The organism is Mesorhizobium sp. LNHC209A00 (assembly GCF_000502915.1).
Taxonomy (GTDB): domain Bacteria; phylum Pseudomonadota; class Alphaproteobacteria; order Rhizobiales; family Rhizobiaceae; genus Mesorhizobium.
Window position 1 is genome coordinate 211,605 of sequence record NZ_AYWT01000006.1, and the last position, 23,615, is coordinate 235,219.

Below are 23,615 nucleotides of genomic sequence, written 5' to 3' on the forward strand. Positions count from 1 at the left end.
CCCCTCACTGCAGCCGAGCTGGAGCCGGCCGGAGCGGGAAGTCGGCAAGGCTCGTCGGCGGCCCTAGCCCTTTCGCGTTAGATGGTGTCGTCATAAGCCATATAGCGCCGCTGGAGTAGAGAGGATGGGGGATGGGAACTGCATGACGGAAGATTGCCGTCCCAGGGTCACGCCGTGCTCGACGTAGAGTCACTCGCAGGCAATGTGGTCCCTACCATCTGAATGTTCCTTTGGCCGCCAAGTCAGCATAAATCCGGGCGCGAAAGCCATTGTGCTTCTCGACGAGCGCCTGCTACTTCTTGCCTGCTGAGCTTTCCGAACTTCATCAGAAACTCGAATTCGTGCTTCGGTACGGATGATATCAGGCGTTCGAGTTTGGCTTTTTTGGTCTCGTCTGCGGACATAGCGATGCTGAACTTACTTTAGGAATGCACTCAAGGACGCTAGACTAAGCACAAGCGCCAAGGAAACGCCAAAGGCCAGGCCGAGCAATATGTTATTTCTTGGTACATCAGGACTCGTCGCATACCAATGCGCTTAATCTCAGACCCGGCGGACTCAACGTCCCCAACCTCGTCAGCGATCGCTCGCCTTATCTTGTTCTATGCTATGACCGGCTCCCTGTAGCGCTCACCGTTCGTCATCAGTGCCCAGACCATCCGGGCGGTCTTGTTGGCCAACGCAACCGCCGCAACCTTGGCTGTTCGCCGCGCCATCAACTGNCGATTGCCGGCCTTGGAGATACTGCCGAGCCTCTCCTTCCCCCCGCTCGAGTGCTGCTTCGGCACGAGTCCGATCCATGCCGATAGACAGCGCCCCGACTTGAACGCATGCGCATCGGCGACCGTAGCCACGAATGCACTTGCCAGCAGCGGGCCGACGCCTGGGATTTCCATCAACCTGCGACCAAGCTCGGTCTCACGCGCATTCGCCCGAACCCTACGATCGTTTTCGAGGATCTGTTTCTTCACGACCCTGAGCTGCGCCTCAAGCATGCGAAGGCATAGCCGCGCGTCAGCTGGTATCCTGATCTCGTTCTCGTCGTTGACGACCACGAGCAGTTGCTCAATCCCATTCCGCCCGATCGGCGCTACGATCCCGAACTNGTCTCACGCGCATTCGCCCGAACCCTACGATCGTTTTCGAGGATCTGTTTCTTCACGACCCTGAGCTGCGCCTCACGCATGCGAAGGCATAGCCGCGCGTCAGCTGGTATCCTGGTCTCGTTCTCGTCGTTGACGACCACGAGCAGTTGCTCAATCCCATTCCGCCCGATCGGCGCTACGATCCCGAACTCGGATAGGTGTGCCCGCAACGCGTTCGATATCTGCGTGCGCTGGCGGTTGAGCATCAACCGGACCCGGTGCAGCATCATCACACTTTGCTGCTCGGGTGATTTCACAGGCACGAAGCGCATGGTCGGCCGAGTGACCGCCTCCCAGATCGCCTCTGCATCTGCGGCATCATTCTTCTGCCGCTTCAGATAAGGCTTCACATACTGTGCCGGCAGCAGCCGGACATCATGGCCACGTGCAGTCAGTTCTCTCGCCCAATAATGCGACGAGCTGCAGGCTTNGTGCAGCATCATCACACTTTGCTGCTCGGGTGATTTCACAGGCACGAAGCGCATGGTCGGCCGAGTGACCGCCTCGCAGATCGCCTCTGCATCTGCGGCATCATTCTTCTGCCGCTAAGGCTTCACATATTGTGCCGGCAGTAACCTCACATCGTGACCACGTGCGATTAGCTCGCGAGCCCAATAATGCGACGAGCTGCAGGCTTCGATACCGACCAGGCAACGTGGCAGGCTCTCGAAGAATGCCATCACGCGCCCACGCGTCAGCTTCCTGCGAACGACAACCTCACTCGCCGCATCCACCCCGTGGATTTGAAACACTGACTTCGCAATATCCAGACCAATCGTCGTAACGTTGCCCATCATAGATCTCCTCCAGCTTCTGGCCCNCACGCGCCCACGCGTCAGCTTCCTGCGAACGACAACCTCACTCGCCGCATCCACCCCGTGGATTTGAAACACCGACCTCGCAATATCCAGACCAATCGTCGTAACGTTGCCCATCATAGATCTCCTCCAGCTTCTGGCCCCACGATCATACCGCAGGGCGGGAGGAGAGCCGTCCACCGCATCATTTGCGGACAGTCAGCTTCGGAAACGGGTGTGCGGAAAGCCGCCATGCCCGTGAGCATGAAACTCGGTGTGAAAAGCCGATCTACACCGAGAAGTGATTTCTCCGCCGATCGACCGATGTTGCGAAGTCCCGCGCAATGGCACCCTCTAAGCGATTGTGTCTACCGTTCGTCAGCGAATCCGGGGCGATGCAGCCAGACTGAGTTGCGAAAACAAAAATATTGACTTTAGTTGAATAGTTTCTCTTGTAACCGGGTTACAAACATCACGTTTTTGTCGACCTGCCACCAGAAGTCGCCATAAATAGCTTGATCTGTGGGTTGAATGCGATTCGAGTTGTCTCCTGCTTTGTCCAAAGCGCGCATCTACGTTGACCACGAGAAACCCAAAATAGATGCGGAGATCCCCCGATAATGCGGTCCGTCCCATTAACGCGCAAATTCACGACCATCCCTGAGCCTTATCAACGCGAGGACGTCCCACTTGACGAGGTCTTGCCAAGCCTTGGGCAAGGTGAACGTAGCGGCTGGGATAGTCTTGTCGGGCAATACCGAGTTGTTATCCTCGCCGACGCCGGCGCCGGCAAAACCCACGAATTGAGGGCGTCGGCCGAGCGCCTTGCGGCCGACGGCAAGCCCGCGTTTTTCATTCGTATCGAAGATATTGACGACACTTTCGGAACAGCCTTCGAAGTCGGAACCGAGGAGGCGTTCAACGCATGGCTTGATGGATCCGGCGAGGCCTGGTTTTTCCTCGATTCGGTCGACGAGATTCGACTCTCGGAGCAACGCGCATTCGAGGTCGCCATACGTGCATTCGCGGCGCGGGTCCGAAATGCGCGCCATCGAGCCCACGTTTACATCTCAAGCCGACCCTATGCCTGGCGAGCCGTCGTTGATCGCGCGATCATCGATGAAGTTCTGCCGTTCGAGGCGCAGCGCAAAGAGGTTGTCGGCGAGGACAATCAAACCGACGATGAAGCCCGGGAAGTCGAGACCCAAGGCAAGTCCGGCGACGCACAAATTCCGCCAGCCTTTCATCTCTACATGCTCGCGGCGCTCGACGAAGCCGACATTCGCAAGTTCGCTGCGTTTCGGCAGGTCAGCAATGTCGACGCCTTCCTCGACGCGCTCGAACGCGGTGGTCTGCTGCCTTTGGCCCGCTTGCCTTTCGACCTTCAGGATCTCATCGCGACATGGCTTGAGACCGGCGCCCTCGCCAGTCGGCTGGCCGTCCTGCAAGGCGGTGTCCGTCGGCATATCTCGCGTGACTGGAGTACAGCCGGTGCGTCAGCACTCAACTTCGAGCGAGCCTCCAACGCCATTCGCCTTATCGCGATCACCGTGATCCTGACCGGCGTTCCCAGTATTCGGCTGCCGGGGTCCTGCGCAACAGGAGCGCTCGACGCCGAAGCCCTGCTGCCAACCTGGGAGAAGCCTGAAATCGAAGCGCTGCTGACGACCGACGTATTCGGCGACCCCATCTACGGCGAAGTCCGTTTCCGGCATCGTGAGGTCCGTGAGTTGTTAGCGGCAGAATGGGCTGCCGGCCTCTTTGGCCGCGTGGGCGGCCGGGGGCAGTTTGATTTGCTTCTTTACCGCAGCCAATATGGCGAGGAGATCCTGGCGCCGAAACTGCGGCCGCTGCTTCCTTGGCTCATCCTGTTCGACAACGAGACACGCGACCGCGTCTTGACGACGAACCCCGAAATCGCAGTCGAGGGAGGTGACGCCTCCCTGCTGCCGCTTGGAGTCCGCCAAAAGCTGCTTGTTACCTTGATCGACCATGTGATCGCTCCAACATCTAGCCTGCGCGGATTGGACAACAGCGCAATAGCGCGAATTGCCCAACCCGACCTCGAAGATCAGGTGCTCGCTCTGATCGCTCGACACAGAACCAATGATGATGCGCTCTTCGTACTGGGCCGTCTTGCATGGCAGGGAGAGATGGCTGGATGCGTCGACGCCCTGGCCAACATCGCGTCTGATCCGGCCCGTGGTATCTATTCCCGCCTCGTTTCGATCCGCGCAGTGGCAAGGGTCGGCACACCCGAGCAACTGCATCGGTTGTGGCGGGAGGTCAACGCAAATGAGCAGACGTGGCCGCGCCGGCTGCTTGCGGAATTCGCTATTCACGCGCCGGCGGATGCCGTCACGGTTCGACTTCTGCTCGCGTCAATCGAACGGCTCGAAGCTCGGACAGAATTCGAGGTGACCGGGCTTACCCACGGGCTCAATAGCTTCGTTGGCCGCCTTCCTCTCGATCCTCGCGATCCGGACGAGGGGCCACTTGGGTCACTCGTCGCCGGCCTTCAGCTGTTCCTCTCGCGCGAACCGCATATAGAACGAGGCGAATGCCGGGTGTCCAAGGAATATCAGTGGCTGATGAGCCCGGCCTTGCACGGCATCGAGCGACTCGCTGTTGCAAGGTCGCCGGTCGCGCTAGCGCAAACATCGCTTTCCATACTCGCCGCGGCGCCTGCGCTACGGTTCTGGCACGCTGACGACTATCAGGATCGAAAGTCCTCGGTTGGTGAGCTCATTCCGGCATGGGCGGTACTGAATGATCGCCTCTTTTGGTGGACCGCCGCGGAGTATCGCGCCGCCGAAAGGGCTACCGGCGGGGTGCTGAACGATGACTGGCCGATCAGCTGGGTAGGACATTTCTGGAGTTTCGATGCCTCAAGTTTTGCGCGAACACTTGCGTGGATCAGGCAACGCGATCTCGCCGATGACCGTCTTGTGGCACTGTCACGCACATTCCGGACCTATGAACAGAATGGTCGCCCCCCTGTCTGGCTAGATCAACTTCGAAACGCGGTGGCCGGCGAAGCAGTGCTTGAGGCGGCACTCGAGGCAAGGCTCAACCCGCCGATTTCGGAAAGATCACGCAGCCACCAGAAGGAAGAGCGTAAATATCGCATCGAGCGCGAGAACCGCGACCGGACGCTAGCGAGGAACAGGGCTCGTTTCGTGGCCGAGGTTATCGCCAATCCCGACATCATTCGTGCTCCGCCCGGCGTCAGGCCCGGGAAACTGAGCAATGGTCAATATAATCTGCTGCGGATGGTCGAGGGCGACGGTATGCGCGGAAGCCGGGCCCGCGGAGCAGATTGGCAGTCTCTGATCCCAGAACTTGGCCCCGAGGTTGCCGAGGCTTATCGCGATGCAGCTGTTGCCCAGTGGCGGGCACATAAGCCCGGCCTGCGATCAGAAGGCACCTACACCAATTCGATCCCCTATGCTCTCATATTTGCCATGGCTGGCCTCGACATCGAACTTGGCGACGATTCGAAGCCGAGACTTGAGCCGCGCGACGCTAGCCGTGCATTTCGCTATGCCATGTGGGAGCTCAACGGTTTCCCACGCTGGTTCGAAGGACTCTACCGGGCGTGGCCCAAGATCGGCCGCGCTCTCATTTGGAAGGAGGTCGAATGGGAGCTTGCGAACAGCCCCGCCGACGAGCCTCTTCATTATGTCCTGAGCGACTTGGTGTACTATGGCTCATGGCTCCACACCGAAATCGGGCCGCTGCTGTATAGCTGGCTCGAGAACCATCATCCGCCAAACCAGGACTGCCTTCGCTACTGCCGTACCATCATCGTCGGAGGTGGGGTGACGCCCCCCGAGTTGGCGGCACTCGCTCGGCGAAAGATTGGCGACGTCACGGTTCCGGAGAATCAGCAACCAATCTGGTACGCGGTGTGGGCGGACTGCGAACCGGCGCCGGCGATTGCTGCGTTCGCCCGGCTTTTGGCATCTGGCGCTCTTGTAGACCAGACGCACTTCGCGCTTGAATTCATCGTCGGGCTGCTCGGAGGCCACCGCGAAAATAGCCCTATCTTCGGGAAATTTCGCGCGCCGACCTACCTAAAGGACCTCTATCTGGTTATGCACCGCGTCGTTCCGGTCGCAGATGACATCGATCGAGCAGGCAAGGGGGTCTATTCGCCGACACTTCGTGACGACGCGCAAGGTGCGCGCGAGCGTCTATTCGCGATGCTGACAGAAATTCCCGGCGGGCTGACTTACCGAGCGATTCTCGAGATCGCGGAGCTTCATCCCGAGCCGCGCTATCGTGACTACATACGGGCTCGCGCCTTTCAACACGCAGTCTCTGATGGCGATCTGCATTCCTGGACGCTCTCGCAAGTGGTCGATCGGTTCCGACAGTTCGACGCAATGCGTTCTTCTGACCGGTCAATTGGTGGGCTGGCAGATGCAAAGAATTGACCGTCCCGAACAAGCTCCTCTGGTTCTACGCTCCCGAGTAGCTGACGACGCGCGTCGACGGATGCGCGAGTTTTGGGCCCTCGAACGACAGCGCCGCGCGCAGACGAGCGTGCCGGCGCCGAGCATACAGGCGAATGACGAACAGCTCGTCGAGGCGGTGAGCGTGTTGACAGGTGGACGCTGCGCCTTTTGCGAAGCAAGCGACAACCTACTCGTCCATCGCTTCCGCCCTGCGGGAAATGCGCTGCCGCTGCCGTCGTCAAGCAACGCACATCTCTACTATCTCTGGCTCGTCGACGCCTGGCAGAATCTCTATCCGATCTGCCGAGGCTGCGTCCCGCTGGAACCGCAATTTCCGGTTGTTGCCTCGCGTGCGCCCCTGCCAGTGCTTCGGCAGATCGATGTATATGTCAAGAATGCCAACGGATTGTGGCCATCCTTTCCACCCAGGGAAAACATACTGCTGCTCGATCCGTGTCGCGATCGCGAGTTCGAAAAGCATCTTTTGCCCAAGCTCGACGGCGAATTGATCGGGGAATCGAAAAAGGGCGAGACCACGGTCCTTGTCTTCAATCTGAACCGTTCTGATCGCCGCAACCAGCGTTACCACGCGTATCAGATGCTGATCGAAAGGTTGACCCGGCTTATTGCTTCGCCCGGCGTGCAAAGCGAGCACCCGGACTGGCAGCAGCTGTTCGACTTCCCAGCGATGGAATTCGGCGGCACCTGGTTCCTTTTGCTGCGCCGGCTCGCGCGCTGGATCGGAGGTTCAAGCGGCGTTCGTGTGCGCAGCTCGCGAACGCAAATCCGCGTGTTCTTTCTCAGAATGGCCAGCGAGCCCGATGCCAAGCAGCGTCTCGGATCCGCGCTCGAAGCGATCGCGCGGGAAGACAATGGCCTACGTGCCGGTCGCTGGGTGGTCGGATCAGTTTACTCGGTTCGGGCGCCGATCGCTTCGGTCCAGATCACCAATTTCAAGGCGATAGAGCAGCTCGAACTGACCTTCGCAAAGCCGTTCGAGCCACTTGAGGGTTTGTCCTATCGACGGGCCCCATCGCTTATCATCCTCGGCGAGAATGCGACCGGCAAAAGCTCGATCCTCGAGGCGATCGCGCTTGCGGTCACCACACCGGCTGCTCGCACAGCCCTCGACGTACTATGGTCTCGTCTTGTGCTCGATCCCTCACAACTTGGTCAGGAGCGCACTCGCGGCGGCCAAAGGCGCGCCAAAGTCCAGGTCGCGCTAGCGACCGGGCAATCCGTTAGCCTAGCCATTGAACAGGGAGCAGCGGTCGTGCAGAGCGAGCTCGGCAACCAGCAGGTGCCGGTGTTCGCCTATGGCGCGTTTCGACGGTTCCTGACCGCCACCAGGCGTCCGGCCCCACACAAACATATCCGCAATCTGTTCGATGGCAGCACGCTGTCCAACCCCGAGCCATGGCTGAAATCGCTGCCTGAAGATCGCTTCAATATGGTCATTCGAACGCTGCGCGATCTTTTGTCGATCGAGGGCGATTTCGACGTCATCCAGCGCGAGCGCGGCACGCGCCAACTGCGCATGGTCACTTCAATCGCTGAACCGAACGGCCAGTTTCGCTATAGCCGCGCGCCGCTGCAGTCCGTTTCGTCAGGCTATCGGTCGATGCTGGCGATGCTATGCGACATCATGCGCGGCTTGCTTGACCCACAAGTATACGAGGGCTTTGAGAGTTTCCAGACAGCTCAGGGCGTTGTGCTGATCGACGAAATCGAGGCACATCTTCATCCGCGTTGGAAGGTTCAGGTGATGACCAGCCTGCGTACTGCACTCCCCGGGATGTCGTTCATAGTCACGACCCACGACCCACTCTGCCTGCGAGGCATGGGCGAAGGAGAGGTGGTCGTGCTGCAACGCGTGGCTGCCACTGACAGCACTCGCGAAACCCAGATGCCAATCGTTGTGGAAAGAGTGGAGGGACTGCCGGCCGTCGCAGATCTAAGGATCGAGCAGCTGCTGACGTCCGATTTCTTCCAACTTCTGTCCAGCGACGATGCCGCATCTGACCGTCGGCTCGCGCAAATCGGGGATCTCATCAGGGCGAAAGCAGAAGGTGAACGGCTTACGGATAGCGACCAACAGATCCTTCGGCAGTTCGAGACCGACATAGCTAAAGCGCTCCCGGTTGGCTCAAGCGAAGTTCACCGGATTGTGCAGGAGGCGGTCGCGGAATACCTCCAGCGTCGACGCATTGCCAGCAGTGTGACGCTCAAACGATTGCGCGACAAAGCCAAGGCCGAAATCCTTGCGGCGCTCGAGGCACTCTGACCGTGCGGCGTGTCAACAGATCAGCGGTCGACACCCCGAAATCGCTGCTGCCAGGTGCTGCGGGAGAGGAGGAATTGGAGGCCGCCAGAGCGCATCGGAATAATCCCGATCCCAAAAAGAAGGCTTTCAAATATCGCGTCTACAAGAGAGCCGATATCCAGGCGGCGCTCGAGGTGCTGTTCCACGGCAAATGTGCGTATTGCGAAACTTCATACGCTGCATCCGCGCCTGTCGATGTCGAGCATTACCGACCCAAAGGCGCCGTTGCCGAAGACGAAGCGCATGGGGGCTATTGGTGGATAGCAATGGACTGGGAGAACCTTCTTCCAAGCTGTATCGATTGCAATAGACGAAGGGGACAGAAGCTATTTGTCGTGTCGGAAAGTCTCGCTGCGTCCGCCGCAAATGCCAAACCGGTTGCTGGCCAAGCCGGAAAGAAAGACAGTTTTCCGCTGGCAGTGACTGGTGTGCGCGCTGTCTACCAGGCAACCGACTTTACTGGCGAGCGCGCTCTGTTGATCGACCCCTGCCGCGACGATCCCAAGGCCAGCCTCATGTACAGCTTCGATCCGGCGCACCCTGCAGGGCTAATCGTACCAAAAGGTGATCCCGGCCAGAAAGTGCGCGGAGCAACATCGATTCAGATTTACGGCCTTAATCGACTGAAGTTGGTTCAAGATCGGACCCGCCTTTTGAGACGGCTTGAGTTCCTTGGCGATTTCGTACTTGAACTCGCAGCCTCGATTGAGGATTTGGAGGCGCCTCAAGTTGTCGCCGCCATTGCAGGGACTCCGGCTGAAGGCGTCACGTCGAAGCTGAGGTTGCTGCGAGACAGGACGCTGGCCGAACTAAAGGCTGCGGCAGACGATCGTGAAGCTTATTCGTCAATGGCTGGTGCTTGGCTTGAACAATTCAAGGCGCGATTTCTTTGACGTAGAATGATGGCCCCGGCTGCATTCACATCGTGCAACGACTGTTCGGCCTTCAGTGGGACGAGCCCTCGGAGCCTTGCGCTATGTCGTAGAGGTCAGAAATGTCTGCTTTCAGGCCGCCGCAAAATTGGCTCTTTGGCAGAGATGAGGCGCGTAGCTGTCTGTTGGGAGTGGAGCGTCAGGTCTGTGAGGACGCAACTTCAAGAAAAGAATGTTTTACAGAAAGGCGAATCTGGTCATGCTTGCTGTAGAATTTTTCTTGCGATAGAGTTTTTGGCGTCACTGTCAATAAGTCCACAAACCGAAAAATCAATATAACCCTCAAGTGTGGACCGATCAAAGGCATGGACGAGCCATGAGCGGGTTGCGGGGAGGATGAATGGACAATGGTGACCAGCTCCCCGACTGGGCGGATCCGGCGCTAAGCGCACAACTGCCCCTGCTACGCGACGAAGGCGAGAGTCAGCGCCTTGAGTTCATGCGGTCATATCCCCAGAACGGCCACGAGCTCGCCAAGGAAATCGCCGCCTTTGCCTCATCGAACGCGGGCACCATCCTTATCGGCGTGGCCGATGATGGCTCGCTTCTTGGTCTGCCGGACGCCAGCACTTCCGCGGAACGCGACACGCTTTCAAAGCGTCTGGAAGGCATCTGCACCAACAATGTCCGGCCAGCGATCACGCCCATCCTGCGTTTTGGCATTGAGGACGGCAATGTCGTCATGGCTATCGAGGTGCCGCGGGGCGCCCAGCCGATCTATTACAGCTCCCAGAAGCCCTACATTCGCCACCTGACCCAGTCGCGACCGGCCGAGCCACATGAGGTCATCGAGAGGATCGAAGCCTGGCTGCAATCGAGACCGCAAGCAGCAAATGACGGGCAGTCAGCCTTCCTCTCGGATCTGGCGACACTACTGATCGAAGTACTGATCCATGCCGACGAATTTGATGAAAGGAACGTCAATCCATGGCTCGACATGAGCCGTAGACAGTTCGCGTTCACAGCGCAGCGGTTGCGAGCACTGGCCGCGGACGAGCCAGCCCGTCGCGCTGGTGTGGAGGCCGATATTCTTAAACTGGCCGACCATCTAGACAGGGCCGCCAATCATCGCCTTGTGCTGGGTCGCGAGTCCTGGCGCACCTTGACCGAGCATGTCAGCGACGCTGCCAACCTCGCGGCGCGCGTAATGCACGACCATGTTGACAGCGTGCCGCTGTCCGATGCGTCCCACACGGAAATCATCACGCTGCTGACCCGGAACCTGCGTCAATTCGTCGACCTCGAGCGGCGGGCGGATGACATGATCGAATCTGGTCGCATCGAAGACCTGCAGGCCGAAGTCAGCAGCATCGGCGAAAGCCTGCTCAGGATCAGCTACTACAACCTCGATTTTATCGATGCCGATTTTGCCGGGCAGCTCCGTGCCGTCGCTCGTCAGATGCACCTGCTGCAAACCATGCGCCTCTACATGGATGGCGGCGCTTCAATGCGCCGCGTGCGCGAACAGGTTTCGATCCTGCGCGAGCACTTCTCCACTCTGCTGCAACGCCACAACCTCGAATAGGAGGTCCCAATGGAGGCCGAGCCGCAAACCCTGTACTTCGACGAGGCGGGTTTCACCGGTTACAACCTGCTGGACCCGGTCCAGCCCGTGTTCGCTATCGCCAGCACGGATATCGCCCCTGAAGCCGCGAGCGCGATCCTGGCCGATAGCTTTCCCGGCTATCGCGGCGCTGAATACAAGCTTTCCAATATCTGGCGCACCAATGCCCGGCAGGGCCTTGTGCGGTTCGCGGGGCATATTGCGGGCCTTGGTGACCGCACCATCGTCTACATTATCCATAAACGGATGGCTGTGCTGACCAAGATGGCCGACTTCCTGATCGAGCCAATCATCACCCACGCCGGGTACGACTTTTATGCCGACGGTTTTTGCTGGAAATACAGCAATTACATGTATTTTGGCTTCACACAGTTCGAGCCGCCAGAGCTGCTGGACCGCCTTCTGGCGATCTACATGGAATTCAGCCGCGACCCAAACCAGCAATCGCTGCAACTATTGCAGAAGCGGCTGCGACTGATGGCAAACAGCGCGGGTGAGAAGACGCGCGTCTTACTTGAGCAGATGGCCGGCGGTGCCGAGGCCTTCGATCACTTCAACGACATGGATAATTTCCGGTCCAGCAATGAGCTTCACACCGGTACCATGATCGCACTGGTCTCTCGGTGGCGCCAGCGGAGCGATCACGACTTCGCGGTCGTTCACGATGCGTCCTCGGTGTTTCTGCGCAACCGGCGCATGTGGGAGAACATCACCAACCCGGAGGTCGCGGAGGCATCCCATATCATGGGCGACGGCACCGATGCGCGCTTTCCGCTGCGTGTGGTGTCAACATCCGCCGTGGGTTCCCTGGACAACGCCTCGGTTCAGTTCTGCGATATTCTGGCTGGTCTTTGCGTGAAGATGCACGGAGCCACGCCGGACAGCCCGGCCTATGCGTTCTTCACCGAACTACAGTCCGCCGGTCTTTCCGCCCTGACGCTCGACGGGATCACACCGCTTTTGGTCTTCCCCGACCAGATACCACCCCGAAAACTTGAAGGCCCGGATGTTGTTGATCGGCTTGCAGCCATCATTAAGTGGTCCGAAGAGCGCCGTAGTTGAGGCAGAGGCACAATTGGCTGATCGGCGGCCCGCCAAGCAAGCCTCATCGCGTGAAGTGCCACCTATTCAAACGTTCCGAATGTCTCCTTTCAGGGGCTCTCGGGCCTTTCCCCAACGACCGGTTGGAGGCGCAAAGCTGCCGTCGAAATCGGACCCGCGCACGCCGCGATCCATTGTCTGGCGGGGTTGTCATGCATCTTTGTGACTTGGGATCGCTATCATCGCTTCGTCGGCGACTGCCGGCGCGCCGACGGCGCCAGCGTGGCTTCGTGGATGGTGGAGCAAGGGCAAGCGCTGGACTGGCCCCGCTACAGCCACGGCGCCTACGCTGCGCAGCAGGCAAAGGCGGAAGCGGAACGTTCCAGCCGCCTTGGGATTGGCGCGCGGCGCACTCCGACGGCGCCGCGACGTCGAGCCCGCCCCTCGGGATCGTCAACCGCAAGCTAGTTGCGGGAGGCGGCAGCTTTTCATGCGAGCCGCAGCGGTACTGCACGCAGATCGGGTCGTGCGAGGAGGCCCCAACTGCTCGTGGGGCCGGAAGCTCGATCGGGACGGCGACGGGATCTCGTGCGAAGCGCTTTGTTAAACGGGAGTTTGAGATCAGTGTTACGGTCTACCGATGCGTTTTGCGGCACAACCGTGTACCCATCGCAACGGTGCGGTCCAGCGCCAGCTACGCGACGCCAGAAGCGCGTTGCGTTCTGCGAGGAAAGCGTCCCGATTGCGGACCACCGCGTCACGCTCGCGCACGACCGCCTCGCGCTCCAAAATCCGCGCTCGAAGCTCCCTATGGAGGTGTTCCGCCTCCTCCATCGCTATCGCCAGAAGATCACAGCTGTCGTTGAATTTCGTTCGCACCAGATCCAGCTGAGCGCGCAGTTCACGGCTTTCGCCGTCGACCGCCATGGAATGCAAAATCTCATACGCGGTCCGGATCAGAGGTGTGACGTCCGGATGGTTTCGCAGATCTTCGATCGAGACTCTTTCGTGATGCAGCTCCTCTGTCAGGAACTTCTCAATCTCAATATCCGACTGGCTGGCAGGAGCCGGCCAGATGATCCCGATTTCGTCTGTCGCATCGCTAAAAAGCCGCCGCCAGTCAGTGCGGAAATCTTCGTGACGCCACAAACAACGTGGCATGTCTCGTGACTGGTGCTCCGCTTCAAGCACATGCCTCAGCCAAAGCAGAAGTGACTTCGCCACCGGAAAGCCGTCTCGCCGCTTCAAAGACAGCGCTACCTCAAGAGGATTGCGGATCGGCAGAAATGCGACCGTATCGACCTCCATCTCGGCCAGGATCGACGATATAAACAGAGCAAATCGGCAAATCCGCGGATCCTTGACAAAAAACAGCTGCTCGTCGCCGAATTCATTGTCCAGGACTGCTCTGATCTTATGTCGATGCCGCTCCGCGGCTCGCGATTGCATCCATTGCGGGTCGAGCGCTCGCCAGTCATGCCAAGAGGAGTTTGCCGATGCGAGTAAGTCGTCATTGGCGAGAAGCAGCCGGGAGCTCTCCCAATAACCCGTGGGGTTGTAGGAGTCAGCGGGCAGCAGTTTCTTCGGACTGGCCGCTCCCAGTGCGTTAATCACGCCGCCGAGCGCTGAGGTGCCGCTGCGGTGCATGCCAAGGATGAGGATTGCCTTTCTCCGGGGAGACCTTCGGAGGTCGCGTGTCGGGACCGTCTGTTGCGGGCGTTCCGGCAGCGGCAGCCGTGCCGAAAGCCATTCCGAAATTCCTGCCGGAAGCTCCAGCGTTCCGTCCAACACCGGATTTGCACCCCCCGACCCGGCGCTGAACAGGCCGTGATAGTGGAGGTGGACCAGCCGCGCTGTGTCAGGCGCCGCTAGAGCGGCCAACATGTTGAGAGGAAAGTTGTGCGTGGCTGGCAACGTCCGCACGGGGTGGTTTGCGGCGACTGCAGCCAGTGAAAGAGCGGCTTGGCTTGTGCCCCAAAACGCGGTGGCCTCTCCGTCCAGGACCCCGGTCCCTGTGTTGATAATTGGGCCCTCGGGCCATGGCTTCAAATCCTCAGCCACTAATCGTTCGAAAATGTCTTCAGCACGCTGAAATAGCCCGTGTGACCGTTTTGCTACAAAAAGCCCAGCATTATAGCTCGCTCGCACTGCCTGACCATGGACAGTTGTTTGCACGATGGGGAGATGGTCATAGTCGACGCCGACAAGTGCGCATGCCTTCCTCCAGTAACTATCGAATGGGTCACCAGGACCCGTCGTGCACATCCCTTTAACATCTACCGGGCGTGCGGCGGCCGATTTTGTGCCCAATGAAAAATCCGGCTCAGCGATGAATACTGTATCGCTATCGAGCTGGATAATTATTGGCGGCCCAGGCCGACGTTCGACGTGGGCGAGCGCATGAACACGATAGGACGGGCCATACTGCGGACAGCAGCTTTCTATCTCGATCGGTAGATATTCTACGTCCAGTCGCTTAAGTTGGTGGCGTGTAGATAAGGATGGGCGACGGCTGCTTCTTGGCGACACGACCGTTATCGGGCATCGCGAATAGGCGCCGGCGAAACACCGTATGCTCTCGCACAGCAAAACGGCTTGCGCTTCGAGAATGCCCGCCTCGGCAAGCAGGACAAATTCGACCCTGTCTTCAACGATGTCGCCAATGTCGCCGCGCCGGCACTTTGCTATTCCGACTTCCAATCCGTTTTCCACCGATCCACCTCAGCCCAAGCCCTCCGATAGCTCGACCATGTCTGCATTCGCAATCAGAAACCGCTACAAGACGACTGCATAATGTGACTGTTTTTGGGATGATCCCGGGTGGCTGATCGAAACTGGCGGAACCTCTATTCCAACGAGCCAAAGTCAAGCGCATTGCAGCGCCTAAAAGAGATTTTCGATCAGGTTCGGTTTTTGACAAAAGCTTTTTACTGCCACACCCGACAGGATTCGAACTCGTGACCTCTGTCTTTTGGAAGGCAATCAGATGTCCGGTGCAAGCCGCCTGATCGTGTCGGCGACGTACGACGGTGCAAGGTGAGCATAATGCTTTTCGGCCATCCTAGTGTCACTGTGCCCCAGCGCTTCGGCAACAACGATCAGTGGCGCGCCGTTGCGGACCATCGTACTGGCGTAGGTGTGCCGGATCTCGTGCAGCGTCACATCTGACAGCTTCGCCTGAGTGAGCAACGCTTTCCACGGCCTGTTGTAGGTGGACGGCGCCCACGCCGCGCCATTTTCCTGCCGGAGGAGCGCTTCGTTACCGGGCCGGTCGCGCGCCATTCTCTCAAAAAGCTCGGCGCCGCCAGTAGGAAGCGGGATGTGACGCGGCTTGCCGCTCTTGCTCTCTGCCACGAAAACCGACTTGTTAGCAGCGTCATAATCCGACACGCGAAGCCGTGCGAGCTCGCCGAAGCGAGCCCCCGTGACCAAAGCGGCCGATACAAGATCGCGAATGGCGCCGTTGCTGGCCGCGATCAGCGCCTTCTGTTCGGCCGGCGAGAGGAACCGAACCCGAGCGGCCGTCGTCCCGCGGTACGGCTGCACCAGACGCCAGGCGGTGTCATCGGTGACGAGCCGATTGTTGAACGCCCAATTCAGCGCGGCCTTCAATGTCGTCAACGTCCTGTTGGCGGTGTCGCGACGACGGCGGATCACTTCAGGGTCCGTTAGATCGACCGCGACGATGTTGGCCTTCTCGGCGAACTTGCCCGTGCGCAGCCGTTTTTGGGCTGTCACCATGCCGTCGCGCCAAGCCCGAACTTTTTCGATCGTCAGATCGGCGACCTTCGCAGATCCCAGCTTTGACCTAATGTGGAATGCGGCCCGTGTCTTAGCATCGCTGATCGACTTCATCCCTTCTGCAGCGCGGGCTTCGAAATACCGGTCGAGAGCGTCGTTGACCGATAGAGCGGCGGGAGCATCGTTGCCCGCCTTCAGCGACTTCAGCCATGCGCGAGCCGCGTCTTTCGCCTGCTCGTGCGACAGGATGCTTGTTCCGTCGGCCGTAATGAGATCGTCAGCCCTCCCCAGCTTGATCTGGACGCGTGCACCGTCGCTCGAGCGTGACGCCGCCAGCCATGAGCCGCCGCGGCCATAGCTTCCACGGCCTCGTCGATAGCCTAAGCGCAGACCGGGATTGATGATTTCCCATTCGGGAGCATCCGAGTAGGGCAGGGCCGCCCGGCTCGTCCGGCTAGATAGTATGCTGCGGCGCCGCGCCATGCGAATTCCGATTTCGTTGCCAATTTCGTTGCAAGCCAGTGCCCGAAACGGCCAGAGGCGGTATGAGACTATATGCCAGAAACGCATTGCAAATCAAGTATCTAATAAACTCTCAGGTTGTCTCAACATGTGTCAGATGTCGCCCTCTCACGGCGGGAACAGGGGTTCGATTCCCCTTGGGCGTACCAAGCAACGGTCCTGTCGTTGACCTCCAGACAATCCTGCAGTTTCGGACCCTTTCCGCATGGGCTCCGCATACCGGCGGTGGAAAGGTTTTCGATTGCTCGAGATGGCGTGCTTCAAAAGGGTATTGCTGCCCGCACTGGACACATCAAAGCGGTTGCCCGGGAAAGACCATGATATGCGCGCAGTGTGCCGGGCTTGGAACGATACCAGAAACCGAGTTCAGGGCCGTCGCATAGGCCGTTCTATCGCGACAATCGTGGGCTTCACGGCAATCTATTCCTGGCCTTGCGGTGGGGACGGCAGCCAGGTTAAGGTTTGGTTTACCAATAGCCTGTCTACTGGGGACAATTCGCTTTGGGCCTGCGACCACGGATGTACTGGCGCAGCTGTCGAGGCGGAAAGGAAAGGTCGGCTCTGTGCCGGCCTTTTTGTTTTCGGGCTACATCGCTCGCATCGGCCAGGCGCCAGGGCGGCTCCGGAGTCGGCTCTCTTCGAACAACTTTTTGGCAGGGATATTGTCATTGCCCGTGTCGGCTCTACCATCGATCCCAGCAGTCCGGCGCGGGTTGCCGGACTGTTCGTGACGATGAGGGCTTGCGATGAAACATGTTGCAAAACTGGCGATCGCGGGTGTGATATCGGTGGGTATCGCATGCGCATGGGCCGCAACGCTCAACACCATGGACGATGTCGGGACCGCGATCCAGTCCTGCTGGACACCGCCTGCCGGTGCCGGAGATTCGACTGTAACCCTGAGTTTCAGTTTCAAGCGCGACGGTACTCTGATAGGGCCGCCGCGACCAACCGCCGCCAAGGTGGCTGGCGACGACAAAGCGCGTAAGGCGTTCATCGATGCGGCAATAGCGGCGGTGAAGAATTGCACGCCGCTGAGTCTATCGCCGCAGCTATCGCAAGGAATTGCCGGCAACGTGTTTACGCAGCAATTCGTTTCGCCCAAGCACTAGCGGTATGCCCAAAAAACGCCTGCCATGGAGTGGGCATCGGCACGGGTGGTTCGTCGGACCGGAGAACCTTGTCGGGCGTCTTTCCCGCGCCGCGGATCAATGGCTCAGGCGCCGTGCTTCGGCATGCCGTGCCAAATCCGGAGTCTCGAAGACGTAGTCGCTCCAGGCGGATTCCGGGATTTGCCCGGCCAGATAGCACTCCAGCAACAGGCTTTCCTCGGGACTGAGCGGCCGTGGGGCACGCCCGTGATCCAGCCCGAGAGAGTGAAAAAGATTTCTTGTTAGCTCCGATACGGTGAAATGCATCGACATCCCGCGTTCTCCTTTGCGCTTCAACGCAGCAGCACGGGCAAAGGTTTCAGCACCAGACACCGTAATGCCTGATTGATCGCAGGCTCGACGGTGCGTGTGGTCGGCCCCGCCTTTTTCCCGGCTGAATGACCCACGAGTGTTTTCGCGGGAACGTTCGTCTTCGGAACGGGGTCCGCCTCCCGGCGTTGTGGTCGATATCAGGCAGGGAGAACGCCATGGCCACGTTCAGGGAAATGCGGGTACTGGAGATCGTCGAAGACGCCTCACTGACTACCGACCAGAAGATCGCCGAATTGCGCAAGATCGAATCCGAGGCGCGCGGGCTGCAACGGGCGGCGTCGGAGAGCCCGATGGGCGACGATGACGGCTGGCAGGACGATCTGCGCCAGGTTCGGCTTGCGCTCGACAAGCTCGGCGCCAAGGAACCGAGGAAGGGCGCGGCATCGCTATAGACCGTTCTAAAGCACGTCGCGTCGAAGCGGACTCAGGCCTTTGTTTTATGCATTAATCGCAAACCATGCGAACTCTTTGACCGGGAGCGCTTACGTTCCTGCATGCCAATTGTTTTTCGGGGCCCGATGACGGAGGAGAGGGCGGTGACACCCTGGCCTGAGACCGTCTGTGGGGCGCAGGCTTAACCACCCTGCGCTCGTAAAACCGCCCGGGAGGCTGGGGTGGACCCGGGAAGGCGCCGTTGTCGACCGGCGGCTGGTAATCGACATTGGGCGGCGGCCGGTCCCAGATCCGCCTGGCGTCGAGCGGCCGCGGGATAACCACCGTGCCGTCATAGCTGCGAGAGCAGCCGCCGCCGAAAAGCAGCGCCACGCCCAGCAAGAAAGGCCCTATCCGTCCGTACATTAGCAACACCCCTGCGCATGCTTATAGCGCGGCCTTGCTCCGCGCCACAACCGGACGGAATAACGCAGCAGGAACAGGCCGGTTGCGCCGTTAAGGTTAGCGGATCGTTAATGCTTCTGCGGCACATTCCGCCGACGAACCGCGGAGGGAGGGTTCGGCCTTGATTTTCGGGGTGGGGACAGCATGGCGGAAACGGACGAAGCAATCGGCGCGCGGGGCAAGCGCAAGCCCGGCAAGGCAGCCGCGCATGGCGGCGATGGGTCATCCGGCGTCGACATGGATTGCGTCGACGCGCTGCGCCAACTCGTCGAAGCGGGCTCGGACTGGATTTGGGAAACCGACGCGGAACTGCGCTTTTCCTGGCTTTCCCAAGATTATCAGGCGGCAACCGGTATCGATCCGGCAATCGTGCTAGGCCGGTTCCGCTTCGACTTTCTCAACCAGGTCCTGCAGGGCAACCGCGGTGCGGCGGCGCATCTGGAGGATTTGCAGGCGCACCGGCCGTTCCGCGACTTCGTCTACGAACTGAAGGGAGGCCGCCCCGACTGCCGCTGGGTGCTGACGTCAGGCGTCCCGCGTTTCGACAGCGAAGGAAAATTCGTCGGCTATCGCGGCCTTGGCCGCAACGTCACCGCGCTGGTGGCCAGCGCCTTCGAGTCCATGCAGCCGGCGGCTGGCGGCGACACCGTCCAGCATCTCGCCGATCTCGAGCGGACGATGGATGCCATGCATATGGGCGTCGTGCTTCTAGACGCCAGGCTCGATACGCTCATCGTCAATAAGGCCTATCGCGATCTCTCCAGGATTCCGGATGGGGCCGTGACGGTAGGCGCTCCGTTCAGCCTGCTGATGGAACTCAATCGCCGCAACGGCATCTATGGCGACATCGACGAAGAGCAATGGCAGCGCTACCTCGCCACGCGTATCGAAGAGATCAAGAACGGTACCGTCGCGCCTCGGGAGTTTGTCCACACCGACGGGCGCACCATGATGTTCTCCGTCACGGCTCTGTCGGGAGGCAAACGCCTGCTGACCTACTACGAGGTCACCGAGATCAAGCGGCGCGACGCCGAGATCGAGAACGCCAACGCAAAGATAGCCGAGACTTTCGCCAATCTCCGCACCATGGTCGATCAGATGCCGATCGGTGTTCTCGTCCTCGATGCCGGCATGCGCGCCGAGGTCATCAACCGCGCCTTTTACGATTTCTGGCAGATAGACGCCCGGCGCGCCGAGACCGGCTGCAGCTTCCGCGATCTGATGGAAGCCAGCCGCGACATCGACCCGTATGGTTCGGACGACGCGACATGGCAGCGGCATGTCGCCGAACGCGAGGCTGAAATCAGGGCCGGCACAGCTGGAGCGAGGCAGTTCCCGCGCAATGACGGCAGGACGCTGATCTCGTCGATGGCGCCGCTGGCCGGCGGCAAGCGGTTCATTTCCTATGTCGATGTCACCGACATGAAGGATCGCGAGGCCGAACTTGCCGAAGCGCTGGAAAAGGCGCGGCTGGCGGAAGCAGTAATCAACGGGGTCAAGGATCCGATCTTCGTCAAGGACGACAATCTGCGCTTCGTGTTCGTCAACAGGGCCTTCGCGGCGCTGTTCAAGCAGGCGCCGCAAGCCATGCTTGGCAGGCCGGGAAGCGATTTCCTCGGGCCGGACGAGGTCGCGCTGTTCGAAAGCAGCGAACGCGAGGTGCTGGCCGGGGGACAGCAATACGAAGTGGAAGAAAGCTTCGAGGCCGGCGGCGGCACCCGTTCGCGTATCGTCAGGAAGAATCGCGTCCGCATGGCAAGCGGCCGCGACTATGTCGCCGGCTTTCTCTTCGACATCTCCGACATGAAGCGGCGCGAGACCGAAGCCGAAGACGCGCGCAAGCATCTCGCCAGCGTGCTGGAATCGCTGCCGGCGGGCGTCATCATCTACGACCGCGACGACAAGTTCGTCTTCGCCAACCACAGACTGCAGGATACGTTGCCGGCGCTGAAGCCCTTCTGGCAGCCCGGCCGCACCTTCCGCGAAGCGCTGGAGTTCGGCCATTCGGTGGGTTATTTCCGTTCGAGTGGCGATCCTGAGATCGACAGCCTGTACGAAGCCGATTCCGAACGCTGGCTTGACGGCATCCTGGCGCGTTACCGTCTGCCGAATTCCTCCTATGAGCGCCTCAACGCGGATGGCCGCTGGTACCAGGTCTACGATATGCGCACAGGCGACGGCACGTTCATCGGCGTGCGCGTCGACATCACCGACCTCAAGAGCCGCGAGGCGGCGCTTCATGACTCGATGCGCCAGATCGATCTCTTCCGTCATGTCATGGACGAGTTGCCGGTGGCCGCCTTCATCAAGGCGCAGGACCTGAGCATCGAATTCGTCAACAAGGCCTGGTGCGCGCTGACCGGTCTCGCCAAGGACGATGTCATCGGCCGGACCGACCGTCAGCTGTTCAGCGGCGAGGAAGCGGAAGGCTTCAGCCAGGACGACACCGATGTCGTGACGAACGGGAATGTGCGCGAGGTCGAGGAGCCCGTCACTCATCGTGACGGAACGGTGCGGCAGTTGATGACGCGCAAGAGCCGCCTGGTGGCCACGGACGGATCGGTGCATCTGGTCGGATCCAGCACCGACATCACCGACGTCAAGGCGCGCGAGCAAGCTCTGGAAGAGAGCATGCGCGAGAACGAGGTGTTCCGCAGCCTGATCGACAACGTGCCGGTGTCGATCTACGCCAAGCGCTCCGATCTCAGGCAATTCTATGTCAACAAGGGCTGGTGCGATCTCACCGGCTTCAGCAAGCAGGAGGCGATCGGCAAGACCGACGTCGAGATCTTCGGGCCGGATGGCGAGGCCTTCGTGGCCAGCGATCTCGCTGTACTGCGTACGGGCGAGACCCAGGAGATCGAGGAGACGGTGCGCCTTTCAGACGGCAGCGTCAGGCATCAGTTCGCGCGCAAGGGCGCAATGATCGCCTCCGACGGTTCGCTCTACCTGATCGGTTCGACCACCGATATCACGGAACTCAAGCAGCGCGAGGCGGAGCTCAGCGAGGCGCGCCAGCGCGCCGTGCTCGCCGACCGCGCCAAGTCGGAGTTCCTCGCCAATATGAGCCACGAGATCCGCACGCCGATGAACGGCGTACTGGGCATGGCTGAACTCCTGGCCAAATCCAATCTCGATCCGAAGCAGAAGACATTCACCGACATCATCGTCAAATCGGGCAACGCGCTCTTGACCATCATCAACGACATCCTGGATTTCTCCAAGATCGATGCCGGCCAGCTGGTGCTCGACCCGGCGCCTTTCAATCTGGCCGAGGCGATCGAGGACGTGGCGACGCTGGTTTCGACACGGGCCAAGGAAAAGGATCTCGAGCTCATCGTGCGCATCGAACCACGGCTCGAAAGCCTATTCATCGGCGATGTCGGCCGCATCCGGCAAATCGTCACCAACCTGCTCGGCAATGCGGTGAAGTTCACCGATGAAGGCCACGTGCTGGTCGACGTGACCGGCGAACGGGTTCCGACGGGAACCAGGCTGACGATCTCGGTCACCGACACCGGCATAGGCATCCCCGAGGAAAAACTGAAACTGGTGTTCGAGAAATTCAGCCAGGTCGATACGTCCTCGACAAGGCGCCACGAGGGCACCGGCCTTGGCCTTGCCATCACCTCGCGGCTGGTCGACCTGATGGGCGGCGACATTGGCGTCGAGAGCGCCGAAGGCAAGGGGTCGACCTTCTGGTTCACCGTAACGTTGCCGGGGGCCGGGCAGCAGAGCGGGCAGCGCATCACGCCGGTGGACGTGACGGGCGCACGCGTGCTGATCGTCGACGACAACGCCGTCAACCGCGCCATCCTGACCGAGCAGATGATCTCGTGGACGTTCGATTCCTGCGCGGCCGAAAGCGGCGCCGAAGGTCTCAAGGTGCTGATCGCGGCCGCCGCCTATGGCGTGCCTGTCGATTGCGTCGTGCTCGATTACCAGATGCCCGAGATGAGCGGCGCCGAAATGGCGCGCATCGTGCGCAACACCGAAGGCCTCGCCGACACGCCGATCATCATGCTGACATCGGTCGACCAATCGCTTGCCAACACCAGCTACCGCGATCTCGGCATCGATGCCCAGCTGATCAAGCCGGCGCGTTCCTCGGTGCTCCTGGAAACGCTGGTCGCGACCATCCAGCGCCATCGCCACACCACCAGCGGCCACGCCGTTCAAACGCTCGCGGACGAGGCGCCCGAGGCTTCCTGGCCGCCGCCCCTGGCGCCATCGGAGCAGCGCGCGCAATTGCAGCCGCCACAGGTTCGCCCCAGGCTGCCTGCGACGGCCGGCGGGCACAGGCTGGATATACTGGTGGCCGAGGACAATGAGGTGAACCAGATGGTGTTCACGCAAATCCTCGGCGAGACCGGCTATGGTTTCGAGATCGTCGGCAATGGCCGCAAGGCGCTCGACGCCTTCGGCACGCTCAATCCGTGCATGATCCTGATGGATGTCTCGATGCCGGAGATGAGCGGTCTCGAAGCGACGGCCGCGATCCGCCGGCTGGAGCAGGAGACCGGCACGCATGTGCCGATCGTCGGCGTCACAGCGCATGCGCTGAAAGGCGACCGCGAGCGCTGCCTGGAGGCGGGCATGGACGACTATCTGCCCAAGCCGATCAGCCCCAGGGCCCTGCTCGAGAAGGTCGAGCGCTGGGTCGGCGCCGGCCGTCAGGTCCACCGCAACGCGGGATAGAGCCCGCGTCGCCTCGATTGCAGGATCAGGCGAGGCAATCAAGGAATCAGCGGGAGATTCGCTGCTACCGC

General features: G+C 60.3%; 12 protein-coding genes and 2 pseudogenes. 9 read left to right on the forward strand and 5 right to left on the reverse strand.

From position 1 onward, the window contains the following. Nucleotides 1–602: 602 nt before the first annotated feature. Together X739_RS149005 and X739_RS1000000170570 are read right to left on the reverse strand one after the other, a co-directional pair. Nucleotides 603–995: a transposase gene (locus X739_RS149005; protein ID WP_245273876.1), complete on the reverse strand. Its 393-nt coding sequence runs from the start codon at nucleotides 993–995 to the stop codon at nucleotides 603–605. 290 nt (nucleotides 996–1,285) lie between these two features. Next, a pseudogene (locus X739_RS1000000170570) lies at nucleotides 1,286–1,939 on the reverse strand (transposase); the annotation flags it as partial. A gap of 623 nt (nucleotides 1,940–2,562) precedes the next feature. Between X739_RS1000000170570 and X739_RS149000 the strand changes: the two are divergent. The 6 genes and pseudogenes from X739_RS149000 to X739_RS1000000170575 all read left to right on the forward strand — a co-directional run. Beyond that, a complete protein-coding gene (locus X739_RS149000; RefSeq protein WP_023794953.1) occupies nucleotides 2,563–6,381 on the forward strand; it encodes a hypothetical protein in 3,819 nt (1,272 codons plus the stop codon). A gap of 61 nt (nucleotides 6,382–6,442) precedes the next feature. After that, nucleotides 6,443–8,686 carry an AAA family ATPase gene (locus tag X739_RS148995; RefSeq protein ID WP_198026149.1) on the forward strand — a complete coding sequence of 748 codons (2,244 nt, stop codon included), beginning with the start codon at nucleotides 6,443–6,445 and terminating at the stop codon, nucleotides 8,684–8,686. Between the two features lie 2 nt (nucleotides 8,687–8,688). After that, nucleotides 8,689–9,618, forward strand: coding sequence for an endonuclease (locus X739_RS148990; RefSeq protein ID WP_023794955.1), 930 nt, complete (start codon nucleotides 8,689–8,691; stop codon nucleotides 9,616–9,618). A 379-nt stretch (nucleotides 9,619–9,997) separates the two neighbouring features. After that, nucleotides 9,998–11,182, forward strand: coding sequence for an ATP-binding protein (locus tag X739_RS148985; RefSeq protein ID WP_023794956.1), 1,185 nt, complete (start codon nucleotides 9,998–10,000; stop codon nucleotides 11,180–11,182). Nucleotides 11,183–11,191: 9 nt separating this feature from the next. Continuing rightward, the gene (locus X739_RS148980; protein ID WP_023794957.1) at nucleotides 11,192–12,283 is read left to right on the forward strand and encodes a hypothetical protein; all 1,092 of its coding nucleotides are present in this window, start codon (nucleotides 11,192–11,194) and stop codon (nucleotides 12,281–12,283) included. A gap of 192 nt (nucleotides 12,284–12,475) precedes the next feature. Next, nucleotides 12,476–12,730, forward strand: a pseudogene (locus X739_RS1000000170575) (hypothetical protein); the annotation flags it as partial. Between the two features lie 159 nt (nucleotides 12,731–12,889). Here X739_RS1000000170575 and X739_RS1000000170580 read toward each other — a convergent pair. Further along, nucleotides 12,890–14,974, reverse strand: coding sequence for a hypothetical protein (locus X739_RS1000000170580; RefSeq protein WP_245273877.1), 2,085 nt, complete (start codon nucleotides 14,972–14,974; stop codon nucleotides 12,890–12,892). Between the two features lie 270 nt (nucleotides 14,975–15,244). Continuing rightward, nucleotides 15,245–16,486 (reverse strand): site-specific integrase, encoded by a 1,242-nt coding sequence (locus X739_RS0134535; protein ID WP_031252098.1) that lies wholly within the window; start codon nucleotides 16,484–16,486, stop codon nucleotides 15,245–15,247. Nucleotides 16,487–17,271: 785 nt separating this feature from the next. Between X739_RS0134535 and X739_RS148975 the strand changes: the two genes are divergently transcribed. Continuing rightward, nucleotides 17,272–17,637, forward strand: coding sequence for a hypothetical protein (locus X739_RS148975; RefSeq protein ID WP_023774096.1), 366 nt, complete (start codon nucleotides 17,272–17,274; stop codon nucleotides 17,635–17,637). A gap of 96 nt (nucleotides 17,638–17,733) precedes the next feature. Here the strand turns inward: X739_RS148975 and X739_RS1000000168110 are convergent, their stop codons facing one another. After that, nucleotides 17,734–17,949 carry a hypothetical protein gene (locus X739_RS1000000168110; protein WP_084056335.1) on the reverse strand — a complete coding sequence of 72 codons (216 nt, stop codon included), beginning with the start codon at nucleotides 17,947–17,949 and terminating at the stop codon, nucleotides 17,734–17,736. Nucleotides 17,950–18,164: 215 nt separating this feature from the next. Between X739_RS1000000168110 and X739_RS148970 the strand changes: the two genes are divergently transcribed. Both X739_RS148970 and X739_RS148965 read left to right on the forward strand, forming a co-directional pair. Then, nucleotides 18,165–18,401 (forward strand): hypothetical protein, encoded by a 237-nt coding sequence (locus X739_RS148970; RefSeq protein ID WP_023774098.1) that lies wholly within the window; start codon nucleotides 18,165–18,167, stop codon nucleotides 18,399–18,401. Between the two features lie 589 nt (nucleotides 18,402–18,990). Beyond that, a complete protein-coding gene (locus X739_RS148965; protein ID WP_023794960.1) occupies nucleotides 18,991–23,544 on the forward strand; it encodes a PAS domain-containing protein in 4,554 nt (1,517 codons plus the stop codon). The last annotated feature ends 71 nt before the right edge of the window (nucleotides 23,545–23,615 follow it).

Coding starts and splice junctions, on each gene's coding strand:
- X739_RS149000 (WP_023794953.1), top strand. CDS start 2,563: ATGCGGTCCGTCCCATTAACGCGCAAATTCACGACCATCCCTGAGCCT.
- X739_RS148995 (WP_198026149.1), top strand. CDS start 6,443: ATGCGCGAGTTTTGGGCCCTCGAACGACAGCGCCGCGCGCAGACGAGC.
- X739_RS148985 (WP_023794956.1), top strand. CDS start 9,998: ATGGACAATGGTGACCAGCTCCCCGACTGGGCGGATCCGGCGCTAAGC.
- X739_RS148980 (WP_023794957.1), top strand. CDS start 11,192: ATGGAGGCCGAGCCGCAAACCCTGTACTTCGACGAGGCGGGTTTCACC.
- X739_RS0134535 (WP_031252098.1), bottom strand. CDS start 16,486: ATGGCGCGGCGCCGCAGCATACTATCTAGCCGGACGAGCCGGGCGGCC.
- X739_RS148975 (WP_023774096.1), top strand. CDS start 17,272: ATGAAACATGTTGCAAAACTGGCGATCGCGGGTGTGATATCGGTGGGT.
- X739_RS1000000168110 (WP_084056335.1), bottom strand. CDS start 17,949: ATGTCGATGCATTTCACCGTATCGGAGCTAACAAGAAATCTTTTTCAC.
- X739_RS148970 (WP_023774098.1), top strand. CDS start 18,165: ATGGCCACGTTCAGGGAAATGCGGGTACTGGAGATCGTCGAAGACGCC.
- X739_RS148965 (WP_023794960.1), top strand. CDS start 18,991: ATGGCGGAAACGGACGAAGCAATCGGCGCGCGGGGCAAGCGCAAGCCC.